At 42.4% G+C, this 18,018-nt stretch carries 18 protein-coding genes and 1 riboswitch; of the genes, 17 read left to right on the top strand and 1 reads right to left on the bottom strand.

Annotated features, from left to right (window positions below; translation table 11 throughout):
- The first annotated feature begins 114 nt into the window (after positions 1-114).
- The 15 genes from R50345_RS16180 to murB all read left to right on the top strand — a co-directional run bounded on the left by R50345_RS16180 (position 115) and on the right by murB (position 15,839).
- Entirely contained in the window at positions 115-1,497 is a 1,383-nt protein-coding gene (locus R50345_RS16180) for a branched-chain amino acid transporter BcaP (RefSeq protein ID WP_042128186.1), read from the top strand.
- Positions 1,498-1,523: 26 nt separating this feature from the next.
- Positions 1,524-2,813 carry a WD40/YVTN/BNR-like repeat-containing protein gene (locus tag R50345_RS16175; RefSeq protein WP_052414625.1) on the top strand — a complete coding sequence of 430 codons (1,290 nt, stop codon included), beginning with the start codon at positions 1,524-1,526 and terminating at the stop codon, positions 2,811-2,813.
- Between the two features lie 247 nt (positions 2,814-3,060).
- Positions 3,061-3,237 carry a hypothetical protein gene (locus R50345_RS31690; protein WP_170880345.1) on the top strand — a complete coding sequence of 59 codons (177 nt, stop codon included), beginning with the start codon at positions 3,061-3,063 and terminating at the stop codon, positions 3,235-3,237.
- Between the two features lie 193 nt (positions 3,238-3,430).
- Complete coding sequence (locus R50345_RS16170; protein WP_042132227.1) at positions 3,431-3,823, top strand: DUF2500 domain-containing protein; 393 nt, start codon at positions 3,431-3,433, stop codon at positions 3,821-3,823.
- Between the two features lie 212 nt (positions 3,824-4,035).
- Positions 4,036-4,467: a cell wall hydrolase gene (locus tag R50345_RS16165; protein ID WP_042128184.1), complete on the top strand. Its 432-nt coding sequence runs from the start codon at positions 4,036-4,038 to the stop codon at positions 4,465-4,467.
- 182 nt (positions 4,468-4,649) lie between these two features.
- On the top strand, positions 4,650-5,060 hold the full coding sequence (gene gerQ, locus R50345_RS16160; protein ID WP_371916527.1) for a spore coat protein GerQ: 411 nt from the start codon (positions 4,650-4,652) through the stop codon (positions 5,058-5,060).
- A 312-nt stretch (positions 5,061-5,372) separates the two neighbouring features.
- Positions 5,373-6,689, top strand: a complete 1,317-nt coding sequence (locus R50345_RS16155) for a hemolysin family protein (RefSeq protein WP_042128180.1) — start codon at positions 5,373-5,375, stop codon at positions 6,687-6,689.
- Between the two features lie 161 nt (positions 6,690-6,850).
- On the top strand, positions 6,851-7,603 hold the full coding sequence (locus tag R50345_RS16150) for a DsbA family protein (protein ID WP_042128178.1): 753 nt from the start codon (positions 6,851-6,853) through the stop codon (positions 7,601-7,603).
- On the top strand, positions 7,600-8,064 hold the full coding sequence (locus R50345_RS16145; RefSeq protein ID WP_042128176.1) for a disulfide oxidoreductase: 465 nt from the start codon (positions 7,600-7,602) through the stop codon (positions 8,062-8,064). The genes R50345_RS16150 and R50345_RS16145 overlap by 4 nt, the downstream gene beginning before the upstream one ends.
- A 197-nt stretch (positions 8,065-8,261) precedes the next feature.
- Positions 8,262-8,420, top strand: a riboswitch (cyclic di-AMP (ydaO/yuaA leader).
- Positions 8,421-8,543: 123 nt separating this feature from the next.
- Positions 8,544-10,361 carry an APC family permease gene (locus R50345_RS16140; protein ID WP_042128175.1) on the top strand — a complete coding sequence of 606 codons (1,818 nt, stop codon included), beginning with the start codon at positions 8,544-8,546 and terminating at the stop codon, positions 10,359-10,361.
- A 202-nt stretch (positions 10,362-10,563) separates the two neighbouring features.
- Positions 10,564-11,571: an iron-hydroxamate ABC transporter substrate-binding protein gene (locus R50345_RS16135; protein WP_042128173.1), complete on the top strand. Its 1,008-nt coding sequence runs from the start codon at positions 10,564-10,566 to the stop codon at positions 11,569-11,571.
- Between the two features lie 227 nt (positions 11,572-11,798).
- Positions 11,799-12,854 (top strand): FecCD family ABC transporter permease, encoded by a 1,056-nt coding sequence (locus tag R50345_RS16130; protein WP_042128171.1) that lies wholly within the window; start codon positions 11,799-11,801, stop codon positions 12,852-12,854.
- Positions 12,854-13,888 (top strand): FecCD family ABC transporter permease, encoded by a 1,035-nt coding sequence (locus R50345_RS16125; protein WP_042128169.1) that lies wholly within the window; start codon positions 12,854-12,856, stop codon positions 13,886-13,888. Before R50345_RS16130 ends, R50345_RS16125 begins: the two co-directional genes overlap by 1 nt.
- Before the next feature lie 86 nt (positions 13,889-13,974).
- Complete coding sequence (locus R50345_RS16120; protein WP_042128168.1) at positions 13,975-14,775, top strand: ABC transporter ATP-binding protein; 801 nt, start codon at positions 13,975-13,977, stop codon at positions 14,773-14,775.
- Between the two features lie 152 nt (positions 14,776-14,927).
- Complete coding sequence (gene murB / locus R50345_RS16115; RefSeq protein ID WP_042128167.1) at positions 14,928-15,839, top strand: UDP-N-acetylmuramate dehydrogenase; 912 nt, start codon at positions 14,928-14,930, stop codon at positions 15,837-15,839.
- Between the two features lie 60 nt (positions 15,840-15,899).
- Here the strand turns inward: murB and R50345_RS16110 are convergent, their stop codons facing one another.
- Entirely contained in the window at positions 15,900-16,235 is a 336-nt protein-coding gene (locus R50345_RS16110; RefSeq protein ID WP_042128166.1) for a protein YmzB, read from the bottom strand.
- A 210-nt stretch (positions 16,236-16,445) separates the two neighbouring features.
- On the opposite strand from R50345_RS16110, the gene R50345_RS16105 reads away from it, so the two are divergent.
- Both R50345_RS16105 and R50345_RS16100 read left to right on the top strand, forming a co-directional pair.
- Positions 16,446-17,294 carry an ABC transporter ATP-binding protein gene (locus tag R50345_RS16105; RefSeq protein WP_042128164.1) on the top strand — a complete coding sequence of 283 codons (849 nt, stop codon included), beginning with the start codon at positions 16,446-16,448 and terminating at the stop codon, positions 17,292-17,294.
- A complete protein-coding gene (locus R50345_RS16100; protein WP_156114814.1) occupies positions 17,291-17,977 on the top strand; it encodes an ABC transporter permease in 687 nt (228 codons plus the stop codon). Before R50345_RS16105 ends, R50345_RS16100 begins: the two co-directional genes overlap by 4 nt.
- The last annotated feature ends 41 nt before the right edge of the window (positions 17,978-18,018 follow it).

Here is an 18,018-nt window from a genome sequence, read left to right as displayed (position 1 = left end):
TAACGTTATTGTTTTCAAGCAGGTCTTATTTAATGCATTACCCCATTTTGGGCATACTAAATAGAAATTCTCTAAACAATTTGACAACAAGACTAGACAGGAGAGAATGTAAGAATGGATTTATTTCGCAAAAAACCGTTAATCGCACCTTCAAACTCGGGTGCAACCAAGTTAAACAAAACACTTGGTGCACTAGATCTAACCATGCTAGGTGTAGGAGCGATCATCGGTACTGGTATTTTTGTAATGACAGGCGTAGCGGCAGCAGAACACGCTGGTCCTGGGCTTGTGATTTCATTCCTGTTAGCCGCTTTTGCGTGCGTGCTATCAGCCCTTTGTTATTCAGAGTTTGCTTCGACCATCCCGGTCTCCGGAAGTGCCTATGCTTATAGTTATGTAGCATTTGGAGAATTACTCGCTTGGATTTTAGGCTGGGATCTTGTGTTAGAATACGGCGTTGCAGCAGCGGCAGTTAGCAGTGGGTGGTCCGGTTATTTACAGGGTCTTTTAGAGGGATTCGGGATACATATTCCTACAGCACTATCTGGGGCTTATAATGCGGAAGCGGGTACCGTTATTAATTTACCAGCAGTAATTATCATCTTACTAATTTCCTACTTACTGACACGGGGAACTAAAGAGACTGCTCGTTTTAATGCCATTATGGTAGTTATCAAAATTGCTGTAGTACTTTTGTTTATCGTAACGGGATTCTTCTATGTTAAGCCAGAGAACTGGACTCCATTCCTACCGTTTGGCTTTCAAGGTGTCGTGAATGGTGCGGCAACGGTCTTCTTCGCCTACATAGGGTTTGATGCATTATCGACTGCAGCAGAAGAAGTAAAGCGACCACAGCGGGATTTGCCAATAGGGATAATTTCATCTCTTGCTATCTGTTCAGTATTGTATATTCTAGTTTCACTCGTATTAACGGGTATTATTCCTTACACGGACCTCAATGTAAGTGATCCTGTTTCTTATGCGCTTCGCGTCGTAAATCAGGACCTGATAGCGGGACTAATCTCGGTAGGGGCTATTGCAGGAATGACCACAGTGCTGCTCGTGATGCTGTTCGGTCAAACTCGACTGATATTTGCAATCTCACGGGATGGACTTTTGCCAAAAGGATTATCTAAGATTAATGCTAAAACTCAAACGCCTATTCGTAGTACATGGATGGTTGGTATCATTATAGCAGTATTAACTGGCTTCATACCTTTGGATCGGTTGGCTAATTTAACAAGCATTGGAACACTGTTTGCCTTTTTTGTCGTTTCTTTGGGTGTAATTGCCTTACGGTATATTCACCCCAATATGAAAAGAGGGTTCAGAGTACCCTGGGTACCTTTCATTCCGTTGCTAAGTGCGGCAACATGCGGATTTTTGATGTATAATCTAGGAAGTGAGACATGGATTGGATTTCTTATTTGGACGGCTCTTGGGCTTCTGATCTATTTTTTATACGGCTACCGTAATAGTAAATTGAATCATAAATAAGAATCGAGACGAGAGGAGAGAGGGCATTGACATCTAGGACTGCTGGATTGAAAACACTAAGAATGTTTCTGATGCTATTTTTTTTAGCGTGGATAGTCTCGGCATGTTCTTCACCACCACCGGAGCCTTCTCCACAGCCACAGCCAACAGAAGCACCGGAAGAAGGACAAACGATTACTCTGATTACACCACCTGATAACAATACTAATAATGAGAGTGCCCCGAAATATCAGGTTCAAACAAGAATTACGGGCTTTCATTTGCTAAGCGAGACAGTGGGCATGGTCTGGGGTGTTACAAAAAATGAGCTTCGTTTGTACATTACCCGTGATAATGGAGCGACATGGGCTAATATTTCTCCTGCCCCAAATGTACAGTTCCTTTCCACGCCCGTCTATGGAAAAGGCATCTTTTTTACGGACCCTAATCATGGTTGGATTATAAGAAGTGCATTTGGTACGACAGAGAACATTGTGCTGCGAACCACGGATGGTGGTCAGAGTTGGAAGATCTCATCACTAGGCGATGATAATGATGTATCTTCCGTTTATTTTAATTCTCCGACCCAAGGATGGCTGATGACCTCTTCGAAAGCTACTCCTAACAGGGAGAGCAAGGCCCTTTACTCAACTTCAGACGGTGGTGCCACGTGGGAAGAAGTGATGCAGAATGAACAATATAATCCGAACCTTCCAAATCATTCGATTCCGTTCACAGGTGTAAGTACTGGAATGATATTCAAGAACCGTGTAGAGGGATTTGTGACCCTGCAGACAGGTGCTCTTCCAAAGATCTTTATGACTAAGGACGGTGGTCAGAGTTGGAATCCGGGATCACCTTTTTTGGTAAATGAACAACTGGAAAGCTGTGACAGAGTGATTACTGGCAAACCAGAGTTCTTCGATGCTAGTAAAACTAATGGCTGGATGTCTGTGGGCTGCCAAAAAGATAAAGATAAGACGATTACTTACCACGGTTACTTTACAGCTAATGGTGGAGATAATTGGAAATTTGCACCTTTTGAATTAAAGAGTTCAACCGAAGGAAATCATCAGAGTGCTCCTACATTTCTGAATTCCCAAGTCGGTTGGGCCATCATCGGTGACACCCTTTACCACACTGTTAACCAAGGGAACACTTGGCTCCCCCTTAAGGAGAGCAATGTTCTGCAGTCAAAGCTTGAGGAATATCCTGAGACGATTAAGATGCAGTTTATTTCTCCAGAGGTCGGCTGGCTTTTGATTGAGAAAAAAGAACAAAAACGCTCACTCCTCTTACAAACCACTAATGGTGGGATTAGTTGGCGTGTGATGTAAAGTGAAGAGGGGCTGTTTCTTAAGTGGTGGACGCTACTTTTGGGACAGCTTCTTTTTTTGTGTATAAGGGATGAATTCCCAAAACTACGTATTTTTGATTAATTGAATATAAGGAAAAAACTTAATTAAAATTTTCTTTAAAGATGTGAAAAAAATCACATGACATTTGAATGATCGTGTGATATATTTAACACATAGAACAAGTTCAAATTTTCACAAACTCAACTTTCGAATAGGAGAGATTACAATGAAAACTTTTGAAACAGATTATATGACAAGAAACCTGCTGCAACTTTGCTACAACTGTGATGACGCTCACCTGTGTGAAACAGAAGAACAATGCAGAGCATGCTGGGCAGATAACGGAATGTTAGACGATCAGACTGACGAAACAAAGCAATTGCTAGACCTCGTTCATGCTTAATCTGATCACTCAAAACTATGATTAAAAGACCACTTCATTTCTTGATTTCTAAGAAAACGAAGTGGTCTTTTTGCATGAAGTCTCATTAATTTAATGCTTTCTTAACTAGAAGAGGCATATACATGTACAGAAGTGCCCGAAGCTAAGGAAAAGTCGGAATTACATGGGTATGAAGGGGGAAAATGTCATGGGAATGGGCCCGGATCTTTCATGGATGTTTGATTTCTCTGGAACAGTGATGCCAATATTTCTCATTGTAATGGTTGGTATTCTTGCAGTATCAGCAGGCAGGGGTTTGCTTCAATGGAGCCGGAACAATAGCTCACCCATGCTAACCATTCCTGCCCGTATCGTTAGTAAACGAAGTGAAATAAGGCAGCAGCAGACTCAAGAAGATAATGGTTCAAGTCGTACAAGTACAACTTACTACTTAACGTACGAATTGAATGGTGGCAGTCGAATAGAATTTAAAGTAGATGGTCATGAATATGGAATGAGTGCAGAAGGCGATAAAGGCATGCTTACCTATCAAGGAACAAGATATCACGGATTTGAGCGACAGCCACAATATTCCACTGCGGAGTAGCCTTTAGCATACTTTAACTCTTAATCCATCCCTCTTTTCCTTTTAGCGGAACAGGGAGATGGATTTTTATTTGCGACTTTTAAGAATGATGAGAAAGTAATCGACTGTAAAATTAGGCGTGAGCTGTCACCAGTTAGGCGAATGCACATACAATACAGCATGCAGTTAAGAACGAGGTTGCAAGCTAAAAGCGACCCCAAGGAGGAGACAGCGTGGCCGTCATCAAAACGAACTCGGAAGATGTGAAGGTGCTAGCGCGGTTGATGAGAGCAGAAGCTGAGGAAGATGGAGATCTCGGCATGCTTATGGTCGGCAATGTTGGTGTCAATCGGATTCTTGGCAATTGCCTCGATTTTTTGAACATTCGTACTGTGAATGACATGGTCTATCAAAGTCCAGGAGGATTCGAAGCCCCGCAAAAAAGCTACTTCTATCAACGAGCGAGAGAAGCAGACATCCGTCTTGCTAAACGTGCAATTGCAGGTGAAAGAACCTGGCCAGCGACCAATGCTTTATGGTTCTTCCGTCCTGTAGGGGATTGCCCTCCAACCTGGTATAACCAACAAAACACAGGCCGCTTTAAAGCTCATTGCTTCTTTACTCCGACTGGAGAAGATTGCCCAGCTGTATTTATTGGCAATTAGCAGGGGAACTGTGCAAAGAGAATTACTCAACTTATGAGTAATTCTCTCAGTAAGCTAGTTTTAAATTCTTTGTTGTCCAAAGGGAGCAACTGCTCCGATAAACATTTAGGAGGTTTCATTAAATGATCGTTCAACCATACCGTCCCGTCACTTATACTATTGGTAGTGTTTCTTCTTCAGGTATGCAAATGCCAATGTCTACAGGAATGCAAGGAATGCAAGGGATGCAAGGCATGGGTAGCATGCCGCCACAAGTTAGCAGCGGAAGTCCGATGACACCAGGAGGGGTTGTAGTTCAAAACCCACCTCAACAGTTTGAACAATCGTATATCGAAAATATCTTCAGACTGAATTTAGGCAAAGTAGGTACATTTTATTTTACTTACGAAAATAACAAAGAGTGGAATGCCAAAGTTTACAAGGGTGTACTGGAAGCTGCGGGCCGTGACCACATTATTATTAGTGACCCAGTAACAGGTCAACGTACTGTATTACTTATGATTTATTTTGATTATGCTACATTTGATGAACCCCTTACTTATCAATACCCTGGTGTCATTGGTAATCCTCCTACAACAAGAAACTGTCGCTAATCAAGTCCTAATATTTGTGGATGAACCCCAACACTTAACGGTGAGGGGTTTTTCTTTATACAGACAGATATTTTGGAATAATAAGGGGAATAAAGACCCATTTTTTTTCGAAAGGACACGCATGCTTGCGGTTTGCCCCAATATATTAATATAATAAAGTATATATTCAAAAACGTGATTCCAGACTGGAGATGAAACCATTGGGAAATTGATACTGAAAGGAACAACTGGCAAGCTTCTTGCCGATACTCTGAAAAAACGAAGGAGGTGGGCCTATCCATCCGTACGGAGAATGATGGATAGGATTATAAATTGAGCGACCCTTTACCCGGTATATTACACGTAGGTCTTATTATTCTGTTGGTATTGTTAAACGGATTTTTTGTTTCAGTCGAATATGCAATGGTAAAAGTACGAAGCGGTAGAATTGATACCCTTATTGAAGAAGGTAGTAAAAAAGCTTTAAAAGCGAGAAGCATCGTACGCAACTTGGAAGGTTATCTATCCGCCTGTCAACTTGGTATTACATTGGCTTCGCTTGCGCTAGGATGGCTGGGTCAACCAGCTATAGCTAACCTTGTTGGGCCATTATTAGGAAGTATAGGTTTTGGAGTAACCGCAGTTAATGTTGTATCTTTGATTATTGCTCTAATGTTTATCACTATCTTGCATATCGTACTAGGTGAACTTGCACCTAAGACTATTGCTGTTAACAAGGCTGAATCTGTCCTCTTGCTAACATCTGGACCGATGAATGTGTTTTACAAGATCATGTATCCAGTGATATGGATCGTAAATGGGCTAGCACGCGGTTTATTACGGATCTTCCGTTTAGCCCCTGCTTCAGAGCTGGGGACGGCGCATACGGAAGAAGAGATCCGTATTATCATGCAAGAAAGTAATAAAAGCGGCTTTATCGATAATACCGAAATGGCTCTAGTTGACAATATTTTTGAATTCGTGGATACGATGGCCCGTGAGATCATGATTCCTCGGACAGAAATGATCTGCCTGAATAATCATCTTCCAACGGAAGAAAATCTTGAAATTGCTTTTGATGGAATGAGGACGCGTTATCCAGTCTGTGATGGAGATAAGGATCACATTCTTGGCTTCATTCATATCAAGGACTTAATTAGGGATCGTGAACAAAGCTATAATAAGTTAATTCGTCCTATACTAACCGTACCAGAATCTATTCAGATTAGTGCTCTGCTGAAAGTCATGCAGCGTGCGAAGACACAAATCGCCATTCTGATTGATGAGTATGGTGGAACATCGGGAATGGTAACACTGGAAGATATCATGGAGGAAATTGTAGGAGAAATTCAGGATGAGTTCGATGAAGAGCGTCCTGGTGTTGAGAAGCTGGGGGAGGATGAACACTCCATCGACGGCTTGATGCTTATTGAAGAGATCAATGATCTTTTGGGTCTCCACATGGATACTGAGGATTATGATACGATAGGCGGTTGGCTGTATTCTAAACTGGAGGTTAATCCACCTCAAAAAGGGCAGTCTGTAGAATTTGATGATCATCTGTTTATTGTAGAAGAAACGGATAATAAGCGGATTTCTCGAATTAAGCTACTGAAGTTACAGCTATTGACTGAAGAAGCTGGTGCATAACGAACTTATTTATATTTATTAAGACACAGGGCTGTAGCCTTGTGTCTTTTTTTACAGTGTATTTACAGTATTGTTTGCCAAAAAGAGATTAAAAATTATATAATTTTAAATGTATATGATAAAAACTACATTAGTCCACAGAGGACAGAAAGGAATTCTCCTTGAGTAAACCTAATAAAAGTACAAGCGTTCCCCAGCTAAGCAAACAAGAGAAACGGCGGGTAGAACAGGAGCAACAAAAGCAGAAGACGAGAATTTTAATTATTGGTTCAATTGCTTTAGTAGTCATCATTTTTGTTGGATTGTTTATGTTAGCTTCGAAAGATGCCGCAAAAAATGCCACTACGGGAGAACCAGTGGAATTCAATTACAGTGAGCTACCTAGAGTCGGTAAAGAGGATGCACCTGTTAAAATTGTTGAATTTGGTGATTTAAAATGTCCAGCGTGTTCCCAATTTGCAACTTCAGTTAAACCGAAGATTGTTCAAGATTTTGTCAACGAGGGAAAAGCAGCGCTCTACTTTGTAAATATGGCTTTCGTTGGTCCAGACTCTGAGACTGCCTCACTTGCTGCATTATCTGTATATCATCAGAATAAAGATGAATTCTGGAAGTTCTACGATGCTGTATACGCACAGCAAGGTGATGAGAGCGAAGAATGGGCAACTGAAGATTTCTTAGTAAGCCTTGCGGAGAAAGAGAAGTTAGCTATCGATTACGAAATGCTGCGTAAAGATATCAAGGATCGTACGTTTGCAGATGACCTAAATAAGGGCATGCAGCTAGCTACTGAAGCAGGGGTAACTACAACGCCATCCCTTTACATCAATGGAGTAAAGACTGCGGATCCATTTAACATTGAAGCGATTTCAACTGAAATTAATGACGCCGCAAAAGCTGTGGAGGCAAAGTGACAAAGTTCCTATCTTTTTGCAAGCGTAACTGCCTGTATCTGGCCTGGTTCGTCTCTTTAGTTGCTGTTGCCGGTAGCTTGTATTTGAGCGAAGTATTGAAATATGAACCTTGTAAGCTTTGCTGGTTCCAGCGAATTTTCATGTATCCTCAGTTATTCCTCTTGGGAATTGCAACGTTTCGAGGGGATAAACGGATAATCCCTTATGTACTTCCACTAAGCTTGATTGGTGGCAGTATCTCGATCTATCACTATGCGGAACAGAAAATTCCTGCGTTAAGTAAAGTTCTTCCTTGTACAATTGGTGTTCCTTGTAATAAGGATTACTTGAACTTTTTTGGATTCATTACGATACCATTCCTTGCGTTAATCGCTTTTGCTTTAATTAGTATTTTACTTTGGTACGGACGTAAGGAAGAAGAAGTGATGGAGTTAGATACAGAGGAAAGTTTAGGATTTTGATTTTTTAACTTTAAGTGATCCGAAAAAATGTGAAAAGTGATTAAAAACACGATCCAGAGGGATAATTGAAGAGAATGAAAGAGAGCATCCAATAAGACGCTGTATTTGCGCTTACTGGATGTTTTTTCATTCTTTTTTCATTTTTTTCAACGCTTTACTGTAACCACTTTGTAGACTAATATTAGACCTTGTGAGAAGTTGAATATGCGCTGAATTTTCTTAGGAAAAACGGGGGAACCAAACTTGGCATTCGTGCCAATGGGGTGAATCGGAATGGGTCGATTGGACTTAAACCGTAGGGCTATACCACAGCCCGAATCCGCCAGCTAACCTCGTAAGCAAAGGTGGGATAATGACCATGCATAGCATGCGGATCATTTCCGTATGCTATTTTTAGTGTCTGCATTTATGAAATCCACCAATGAAAACAGCGCGCGGAATTTCCGTTTCAGCTCCCAAAGAAAGGAACTGTATCCACCATGGTAAGCAAGGTAAAACGACTATTGATCGGGCGTCCGATGAAGTCGAACGAACTCGATCATGAAAAGTTATCCAAGGTTAAAGCACTGGCTGTCCTGTCTTCTGATGCGCTCTCGTCTGTAGCCTACGGAACGGAACAAATTCTGATTGTACTAGTGGCTGCAGGGTTTACTGCCATCTGGTATTCCCTGCCAATTGCATTAGCCGTATTGGGCCTGCTGGCCATCCTGATTTTATCCTATCGGCAGACGATCTACGCTTATCCTCAGGGAGGCGGAGCTTACATCGTTGCCAAGAGTAATCTTGGTGTTCCGACAGGGCTTTTAGCAGGAGGGTCTTTGTTAGTGGATTACATTCTGACCGTTGCTGTTAGTGCGTCGGCAGGGACGGATGCGATCACATCGGCTTTTCCAAGTCTTCATAATCACACCGTTCTTATTGCAGTATCCGTTATTATTCTTCTTACTTTAATTAATCTTCGCGGAGTTACAGAATCAGCTTCATTCATCGCAATCCCAGTGTATTTGTTCGTGGTGTCGATTGTAGTGTTGATTATCTCCGGTATTATTAAATATGCAGCAGGTGGCGTGCATGCGAATGTCCCTGAAATTGGCGCTGCTGTTTCTAATGTTAGTTTGTTTCTACTATTAAAAGCCTTCAGTTCTGGCTGTTCGGCTCTTACGGGTGTAGAGGCTGTATCTAATGCTATTCCAAACTTTAAAGCACCTGCAGAAAAGAATGCAGCCAAGACCTTAATGGTCATGGGAGTTATACTTGGATTTATGTTCACAGGCATCACACTCCTGGCGTATTGGTACGGCATAGTGCCTGACGAAAAGGCCACAGTTGTTTCTCAGATCGCTGAATCGACCTTTGGTCGCGGAACTTTATATTTTTTCATTCAAGGTATCACAGCAGTAATTTTGTTCTTGGCGGCAAATACGGCATACTCAGCGTTCCCGCTGCTTGCATTTATGTTTGCAAAAGATAAATATATGCCGCATGCTTTTATGGTTCGTGGTGACCGTCTAGGCTTCTCCAATGGTATTATTTTTCTAGGTGTTCTGTCAGCACTGCTTGTAGCTGCATTCCACGGAAATACAGAAAGCCTGATTCCTCTTTATGCGGTTGGTGTCTTCATTCCATTCACATTGTCACAGCTAGGAATGATGGTTCATTGGTTTAAAACCAAACCAGCGGGATGGAAAAAAAGATTTGTTGTAAATACCATTGGTATGCTGACTACATTGACGATTACGCTTATTTTTATCATCACTAAATTTTCAAGCGTATGGATGGCTTTCATTTTCTTACCTGCTGTAATGTTCGTGTTCCACCGGATTCACAAGCACTATTTGAACACTGCAGATCAGCTTCGTATATGCCCGAGTACAGATAAACCTTTGATTAAAGGCAGCACGGTTGTTGTCCCTGTTGCCGGTGTAACACGTGCTGTACTGCATTCCATTAGCTATGCCAAGTCTTTAACGGATAATGTTGTAGCAGTATATGTTGGATTTGATGAAGAGGACATCCAAAAGATGGAGCAACGGTGGGAGGAGTGGAACCCAGGTGTACGCCTGATTGTACTTCGTTCCAGATATCGCAGTATTATTCGTCCGTTACTGAAATTTATTGATACAGTGGAGTGGAAGACCGCAGCAACGGATCATATCACGATCCTGATCCCACAATTTATCACTAAGCATTGGTGGCAAGCTGTACTTCATAATCAGACCAGCTTTTTAATCCGTTCTTACCTAATGAATTCAAAAGATGTTGTGGTAGCGACTGTCCCTTATCATTTGAATAAATAGTGAACCCTTAAGGAGAGGCTATATCCGGAACGTTCGGAATATAGCCTTTTTTGTATTTTAAAGAAGGAAATTGTTACAAATCCACAAAATTTAAAATTTATATGTTGACATAGAGAATGAGAATCAATATCATTTAAAAGTGAGACAGAGACAGTCAACATCTTTGAGAAAACATAGCTTGTACACACTAGGAGGGTATTAAATGTTTTGGTTTAACAGAAAAAGATTTGGAAGCATGAAATTAACGATGGTCGGATTAATGGTGATGGTGCTATTTTTATCCGCTTGCGGTAATAATAATTCCGGTAACGCATCAAACACAGGATCAGAGCCTACAGCAGCACCTACTGCTGAAGCCACAGAAGCTCCTGCAGCGCCTAAGACGTTAACGGATGCAATGGGGCATGAAGTAACGATTCCGGCTAATCCAACGCGTGTACTGGGTTCTTATTTGGAGGATGCTCTGGTAACTCTGGGTGTGACTCCAGTAGCACAATGGTCCGTACCGAATGGTGTTCAGGATTATCTGGCCGCTGAATTGAAAGATGTGCCTACCATTAGCTACGATCTTCCGCTCGAGGCAGTAACCAGCTTTGCTCCGGATCTTATTCTCATCCCATCGGAGTCTTCTGTACAGAACGGTATCTACGACCAACTGAATAAGATTGCACCGACTTATGTGATTGGGGATGAACTAAATCAAGATTGGCGTAAATCGCTGCTCAAGATTGGTGAAATTCTGAACAAGACCCCTGAAGCAGAGAAAGCCATTAAAGAGTATGAAGACAAAGCGGCTGCTGCGAAAGAAGAGCTTGAAGGAGCTATTGGTCAAGAGTCCGTGGCGATTTTATGGTTGGTACAAAAGAACTTCTATATTGTAGATGAAACACGCAGTAGTGGTGCTGTGTTATACACAGACCTTGGTGTAACGCTGCCTAACTTAGTAACAGAAATTCCTGTTGGCACAAGAGCTATTTGGAATCCAATCTCACTAGAGAAGCTTTCTGAGCTGACGGCAGATCATATTATTCTTGTAAACAGTGATAAGACTGAGGGTTCGGAGATCCTGGACAGTGCAATTTGGAAAGGTATCCCGGCTGTAAAAGCTGGTAATGTGCATGAAATGAGCTCAACAAGCAGCTGGTTATACAGTGGTGCGAACGCTGGCGGCAAAATTATTGATGATGTGTTAGAAAGTCTTGTGAAATAAAAAGTCGTAATTCACCATGAATGAGACTGATCTTTTGGTGGGGAAGGGCGTGCAGATCAAGTATCTTAGGATACTAAGATACTTGATCTGCACCATTTTTTTATAAACCATTCCCATATTACGGAAAAACTACTCCTACAATTGTACAACCTAATTTTTTTTGCGATAATGAGAATGATTGTTGTTATCATATAGACTAATGTAACTATCGATTAAGGAGACGACTCATGGTTTCACCCTCAGATTTCGCAAATCGCAATAAAAATGATACAAAAAAAGCTCTACATACCCGACCGGCAGCTGCAATGGGTATTCTAGTGATTGGACTTGCTGCTATTGCCTTTGGACTGGCACTTTCGGTCTCGGTGGGTGCGGCAAATATCAAGCTAGCTACGGTATGGGAAGCAATATTTCATTTCAATCCAGATTTACAGCAACATCAGGTGATAAGAGAACTGCGATTTCCACGCGCGATAGCAGGTGCTATGGTCGGTGCTTGCTTCGCAGTAGCAGGGGCAATCATGCAAGGCATGACAAGAAACCCGCTGGCGGATTCAGGTCTGTTAGGCTTGAATGCGGGAGCAGGTGTAGCGCTGGCCATAGTTTTTGCTTTTGCACCTTCGCTCTCCTTCACTTCACTTATGTTGTTTTGTTTTATAGGTGCCGCTGTAGCCTCATTTATCGTATTCGGAATTGGGTCGCTATCTTTTAATGGCCTTACACCGTTACGTTTAACGCTCGCAGGCTCTGCGGTAAGTGCATTACTGGTTGCTGTTAGTCAGGGTATAGCTATTCTTTTTAACTTATCCCAGGATATTGCCTTCTGGCTGGCTGGAGGAATGGGTGGGGCGAGCTGGACTCAGATCAAGATTATTTTTCCTTGGGTGTTCGTGGCATTAATCGCAGCGATGATATTATCGCGGTCCGTCACTTTGCTCAGCTTAGGAAGAGAAGTTGCTGTTGGTCTGGGGCAGCGGACAAGATTAGTGCAGTTGGCATGTATGATTGTTGTAGTCGTTCTTGCCGGAAGTGCAGTCTCAATGGTTGGCCCGATTGCTTTTATAGGACTAATTATTCCACATGTTACACGTTATTTCGTTGGTGTAGATTATCGCTGGATTATTCCTTGCTCGGCGATTCTAGGGAGCTTATTGATTATCTTTGCGGATATCGCCGCTAGAATGATAAATGCACCTTATGAAACGCCGCTAGGCGCTTTAATAGCCATCATCGGTGTACCTTTCTTTATTTACTTGGCGAGTAAGCGTAAGGGGGAGCTGTAATGCACAGATTAACCCTTTCTCCTAATGAAAAAGAACGCCGCACACGCGCCTTTACAGTGTTATCGCTGCTTGCCATTTTGATCGTTGTTGTATTTATTGTCAGTATGGATACAGGATTTATGCGTCTATCCCCCCGGGAGGTATTACATACACTGCTGGGAGATGGAACTCATCAGCAAAAGCTAATTTTATTTGATTTCAGATTACCTCGCATCGTTATTTCATTGTTAGTTGGAGCGGGCTTTGCAGTGTCAGGCTGTATCTTACAAAGTCTCGCTCGGAATGCACTTGCTGAACCGGCTACGCTGGGCATTAGTGCGGGTGCAGGTTTTGCGGTAATCATTTTCATCTCGTTTTTTCCGGCTACAACAGCAGCTCCGGTATTCGTCTTGCCGCTTTTAGCGCTTGGAGGAGCTAGCTTAACCGCCGCTTTAATTTATATTCTTGCATATCGGAAAGCAGATGGTCTGTCTCCAACAAGGTTGATCCTTATCGGGATTGCGGTCGCTGCCGGAATCAATGCTTGCCAGCTTGTGTTAGCCCTTCGGCTTGATCCTAATAATTATCAATTTGTAGCGACTTGGATCGCCGGGAAAATATGGGGTGGCGATTGGAGATTTGTCCTTGCGCTGCTGCCTTGGATAGCGATTCTGTTACCGTTCGCCTTCTATAAGGCCCGTATTCTTAATGTATTGAATCTAGGAGATCATACTTCATTAGGACTTGGAATGCGCGTGGAGAAGGAACGTATTCTCCTTCTGGTAACAGCAGTTGCGCTTGCCGGCTCCTGTGTCGCTGTAAGCGGAGGGATTGGCTTTGTTGGTTTAATTGCACCACATCTAGCCCGCAAGCTTGTGGGACCCCGTCATCAGGTATTATTACCGGCTAGTGCTTTGACAGGGGCACTCCTTATGATTACTGCGGATACCATCGGAAGATGGGTTCTGCAGCCTGCAGAAGTTCCAACAGGCATCGTGGTTGCGATCATTGGTGCACCTTACTTTTTGTATTTACTCGCCAAATCAAAAGTGTAAAACTAAGCTCTTTCTTACGAAGCAAGATAAATTATGTAGTTCATTCTAGGAGCATAGCTTCATAAAACTTTTAAGGAGTGGTTAACATGTCAGAACGTTTGAATACAGAAGAATTAAGTATTGGGTATGCAGAGGCTACAATTGTTAAAGGTTTGAACTTATCCATCCCTACTGGAAAAATCACCGCACTAGTGGGCGCTAACGGCTCTGGTAAATCTACAATTCTTAAAACTATGGCCCGGATCATGAAGCCTAAGAGCGGCAGCGTGATGCTGGACGGCAAATCGATCCATAACTTTTCTACGAAAGAGGTAGCTCGTCAGCTTGCGATCTTACCGCAAAACCCAACGGCTCCAGACGGACTAACGGTCTCTGAACTTGTCAGCTATGGTCGCTTCCCGCATCAAAAAGGATTCGGCACAATGACAGCGGAGGATCGCAGCATTATCTCTAACGCGATCACTGTTACAGGGATGGAGCCTTTCCATGACCGTCCGATTGACCGCTTGTCCGGAGGACAACGTCAGCGTGCTTGGATCGCAATGGCATTGGCACAAGAAACAGACATTCTATTCCTAGACGAACCAACAACATTTCTAGATATGGCGCACCAGCTTGAAGTTCTACAGCTTCTGCAAAAGCTGAATGAGGAAGAAGGCCGTACCATTATTATGGTAGTGCATGATCTGAATCATGCTACTCGTTATGCGCAGCATATGGTAGCTATTAAGTCCGGTACTGTGGTTAGTGAAGGCTCACCTACTGAAGTTATGACACCAGATGTACTGCGGGAAGTGTTTGGAATTGAGGCGGATATTGTGCCAGATCCACGCACCGGTGTGCCGCTGTGCCTTCCTTACGAGCTTGCAGCCTATAAAGCGGTGTAAACATTATTGAAAATCATACAACGAACAGGCTCCCGTCATTGACAAGGGAGCCTGTTCGTTGTTACAGTTGTGGTTGCCTACAATTCCATGATACCACTACTTAAAATAGATCAAAGAACCATCATTTTCACATGGTTAAAGGAGCATGAAACATGAATATTGACAAAATTCAAGATGACCTAGAGCAATTAATGACTGCAGGAATAGTGAAGAGTCATGAAAACTTAAAAGATTACGTGTATACCAAAATGGGCGGCAAAGCTGATATTTTGGCGGCACCAGCTACTTATGATGAAATTCAAAAGATCGTTACATATGCTGAACAAAATGGGATAACCCTTACGGTACTTGGGAACGGCTCTAACGTGATTATCCGTGATGGAGGCGTGCGTGGGATCGTTCTGCAAACGGCAGGACTGACCGGAATGGGAATTCGTGATAATCTCTTGTATGCGGAGTGCGGCGCCAAGATTATTGATGTTTCCAGATATGCGCTGGAAATGGAGCTTACGGGTCTTGAGTTCGCCTGCGGCATTCCAGGAACGGTTGGTGGAGCGTTATACATGAACGCAGGTGCTTACGGCGGAGAAATTAAAGATGTACTGCATAGCGCGCTGGCTATAACTAAGAGCGGACAATTAGTGACTCTGCGAGGGGATGAGCTGCAATGGGGTTATAGAAAAAGCGTGTTCGCAAGCGGTGAATACATCGTGCTTGAGGCCAATTTTGCTATGACTTCTGGTGATGCGTTAGCCATCAAGTCGAAAATGGATGAACTTACTTACCTGCGTGAATCGAAGCAGCCGCTTGAGTATCCATCCTGTGGGAGTGTCTTTAAACGTCCTCCAGGTCGTTTTGCGGGTCAGTTAATTCAAGAGAGTGGCTTACAGGGAACAAGAATCGGTGGTGCTGAGGTATCCAAGAAACACGCAGGATTTATTGTAAATGCAGATAATGCAACTGCCAGTGATTACATCGGGTTAATTCACCATGTAAGATCGACTGTGAAGGATAAATTCGGAGTGGAGCTGGAAACTGAAGTGGAGATCATTGGAGAAGAATAACCTCTAATTTGTAAGAGCCCGCAGATTACTGTGGGCTCTTTTGCTGTTATCACTTATGGTTCAATCCACTGATAGGGTGTATTTAGCTCTATCTGTAGTTATTTCCGCCTTGAGATCACCTATATCCTCAATACGAAGCCCGTCAATAGCTAAGTCATAGGTGGAATGTGGTAGAGATACTAGCTCACCATCAGCGTTTAAAGTACTGCCAAATCCTTTTAATATTAATGCACTCCCTAGATAATCATCGATAACATCCTCCGCACTCCGGAACTCAACGGCCTCCAGATTAAAATGAATTTTATCCAGATCACGAAGCTCTTTCTTTTCAATAACAATGGTTTCATTTACATGACTGTTAATCCAGTCCATCAATTTCTGTATGCTTTGTTCCATAAGATGATCCCACCTTTACTTCAAAGATTATTAGGTTTAAGTTACCCTTTTTGTAGGATTTGAATCCATATTTTTGCCACATCTGAGTGAAAATGAACAAAGGATGGTGCTAAGCTATAGCGAATGTTACAGAATAGCAACAGCAGAGATAATCCTCTACAACCAGAATAAGGATAGATATTAACTATTCGAAAAAGGGGGTAGTGTCATTTGATTCAGCTAACTGAGGTCTCCAAGTATTATCAGGACAGGTGTGCGGTTGATCGAATAACTTTTGCAGTGGAGAAGGGAGAAGTCTTTGGGTTTCTAGGTCCCAATGGTGCTGGTAAGACGACCACGATGCGAATGATGACGGGTCTTCTTCAGTCTACAAGCGGAGAAATTTCAATTAATGGCATGAATATTTTACGTCATAAAAAAGAAATTCATGCCCAAATTGGCGTTGTTTTCGAGCTTCCCAATCTGTATATGCGTTGTTCTATCCGAGATAATCTAGAGCTGTTTGCTGACCTGTATAGGGTAGCAGCCAGTCGGGTGAATGAAGTCATGGAAATTCTTCAACTGTTAGATAAGGAAAAAGCTAAGGTAAGTAGCTTGTCTAAAGGCTGGAAGCAGCGTGTCCTAATCGCCAGAGCATTATTACATAAGCCTCAAGTGTTGTTTTTAGATGAGCCTACGAGTGGATTAGATCCAAATTCAGCCTCACTCATTCGTAATCACATCAAGAAAATTCAAGATGAAGGTACAACTATTGTCTTAACAACGCATGATATGCACGAGGCAGAAGAATTAAGCGATAGAGTAGGGATCATGCACGCTGGTGCATTGGTGGCACTTGATGAACCCCATAGACTTAAGACCATGTATGGTAAACCAGAAATTGAAGTGAAATATCAGCAGGATGGAGAAGTGATTATGAAATCCTGGCCGATAGCAGAAGCGTCTACAAAAGATCATATTTATCAGCTAATGTCTAATCATCAAATGATAAGTATGCACAGTAAAGAGGCTTCGCTGGCAGATGTATTTGCTGCCTTGACGGGAAGTGAGTTAAGTTGAGTTATCCGTTATGGAAGCTGTTTAAGCATGAGTGTAAGGATATACTACGTAATCCAGCGACTGTAATTCTAATTGTGTTGCCTATATTTATGGCAAAAATAATCATCACTGTAGTGGACAAGAGCGGTCTAGATTTCATGCTTCTTTCAACTTGGATCTTGTTTGCTCAAGTAATGGTTGGAATCATGATTACCGGCCCAGGATTAATTGAGGAGCGAGAGAGTAAAACTTATGATGCACTGTTGATCTCACCGTTAAGCAGAGGTCAGATCATTATTGCTAAGGCGGGTTCTGTTCTTGTCTTTTCGTTATTTTCACAGCTGATAGTTTATGTACTTAATCAAGGGTTGAACATAGATTTATTGTCTTCGTTGATATATATGTTATTGGGTGGAATGATCTTTGTACAAGTTGGAATTATCATCGGATTAAAGGTAAGTTCCTCCAAAAATGGCTCGGCCATCAGCTCTGCATTTATGGTTCTTTTTTTCTTGGTGGCTTCTGTTTACTTAGCTCTTCCAGAATGGACTTATCCGATCTTTGCAGCTTTGCCGAGTATTGAAATCACCCAGAACTTGAACAGTATTCTTAATGGAGAAGGGATATTGCCTGTAGAAAGTCTGCTGTTGCTCATATGGATTGCAGTGCTTTCGGTTTGGATTTGGAAGATCGAGAAAGAGTAGAACTTGTCAGGAGCAGGCCACCCGTGGTATAGTTCAAGACG

Source organism: Paenibacillus sp. FSL R5-0345 (genome assembly GCF_000758585.1).
Classification (GTDB): Bacteria; Bacillota; Bacilli; order Paenibacillales; family Paenibacillaceae; genus Paenibacillus_AQ.
The sequence above is the reverse complement of the archived record's forward strand: the minus strand, read 5'-3'. Positions and strand labels throughout refer to the sequence as shown.

What these genes read in the sequence shown, in the direction of transcription:
- R50345_RS16180 (WP_042128186.1), top strand. Translation starts at nt 115, where the DNA reads ATGGATTTATTTCGCAAAAAACCGTTAATCGCACCTTCAAACTCGGGT.
- R50345_RS31690 (WP_170880345.1), top strand. Translation starts at nt 3,061, where the DNA reads ATGAAAACTTTTGAAACAGATTATATGACAAGAAACCTGCTGCAACTT.
- R50345_RS16170 (WP_042132227.1), top strand. Translation starts at nt 3,431, where the DNA reads ATGGGCCCGGATCTTTCATGGATGTTTGATTTCTCTGGAACAGTGATG.
- gerQ (WP_371916527.1), top strand. Translation starts at nt 4,650, where the DNA reads ATGCAAATGCCAATGTCTACAGGAATGCAAGGAATGCAAGGGATGCAA.
- R50345_RS16140 (WP_042128175.1), top strand. Translation starts at nt 8,544, where the DNA reads ATGGTAAGCAAGGTAAAACGACTATTGATCGGGCGTCCGATGAAGTCG.
- R50345_RS16135 (WP_042128173.1), top strand. Translation starts at nt 10,564, where the DNA reads ATGTTTTGGTTTAACAGAAAAAGATTTGGAAGCATGAAATTAACGATG.
- R50345_RS16130 (WP_042128171.1), top strand. Translation starts at nt 11,799, where the DNA reads ATGGTTTCACCCTCAGATTTCGCAAATCGCAATAAAAATGATACAAAA.
- R50345_RS16125 (WP_042128169.1), top strand. Translation starts at nt 12,854, where the DNA reads ATGCACAGATTAACCCTTTCTCCTAATGAAAAAGAACGCCGCACACGC.
- R50345_RS16120 (WP_042128168.1), top strand. Translation starts at nt 13,975, where the DNA reads ATGTCAGAACGTTTGAATACAGAAGAATTAAGTATTGGGTATGCAGAG.
- murB (WP_042128167.1), top strand. Translation starts at nt 14,928, where the DNA reads ATGAATATTGACAAAATTCAAGATGACCTAGAGCAATTAATGACTGCA.
- R50345_RS16110 (WP_042128166.1), bottom strand. Translation starts at nt 16,235, where the DNA reads ATGGAACAAAGCATACAGAAATTGATGGACTGGATTAACAGTCATGTA.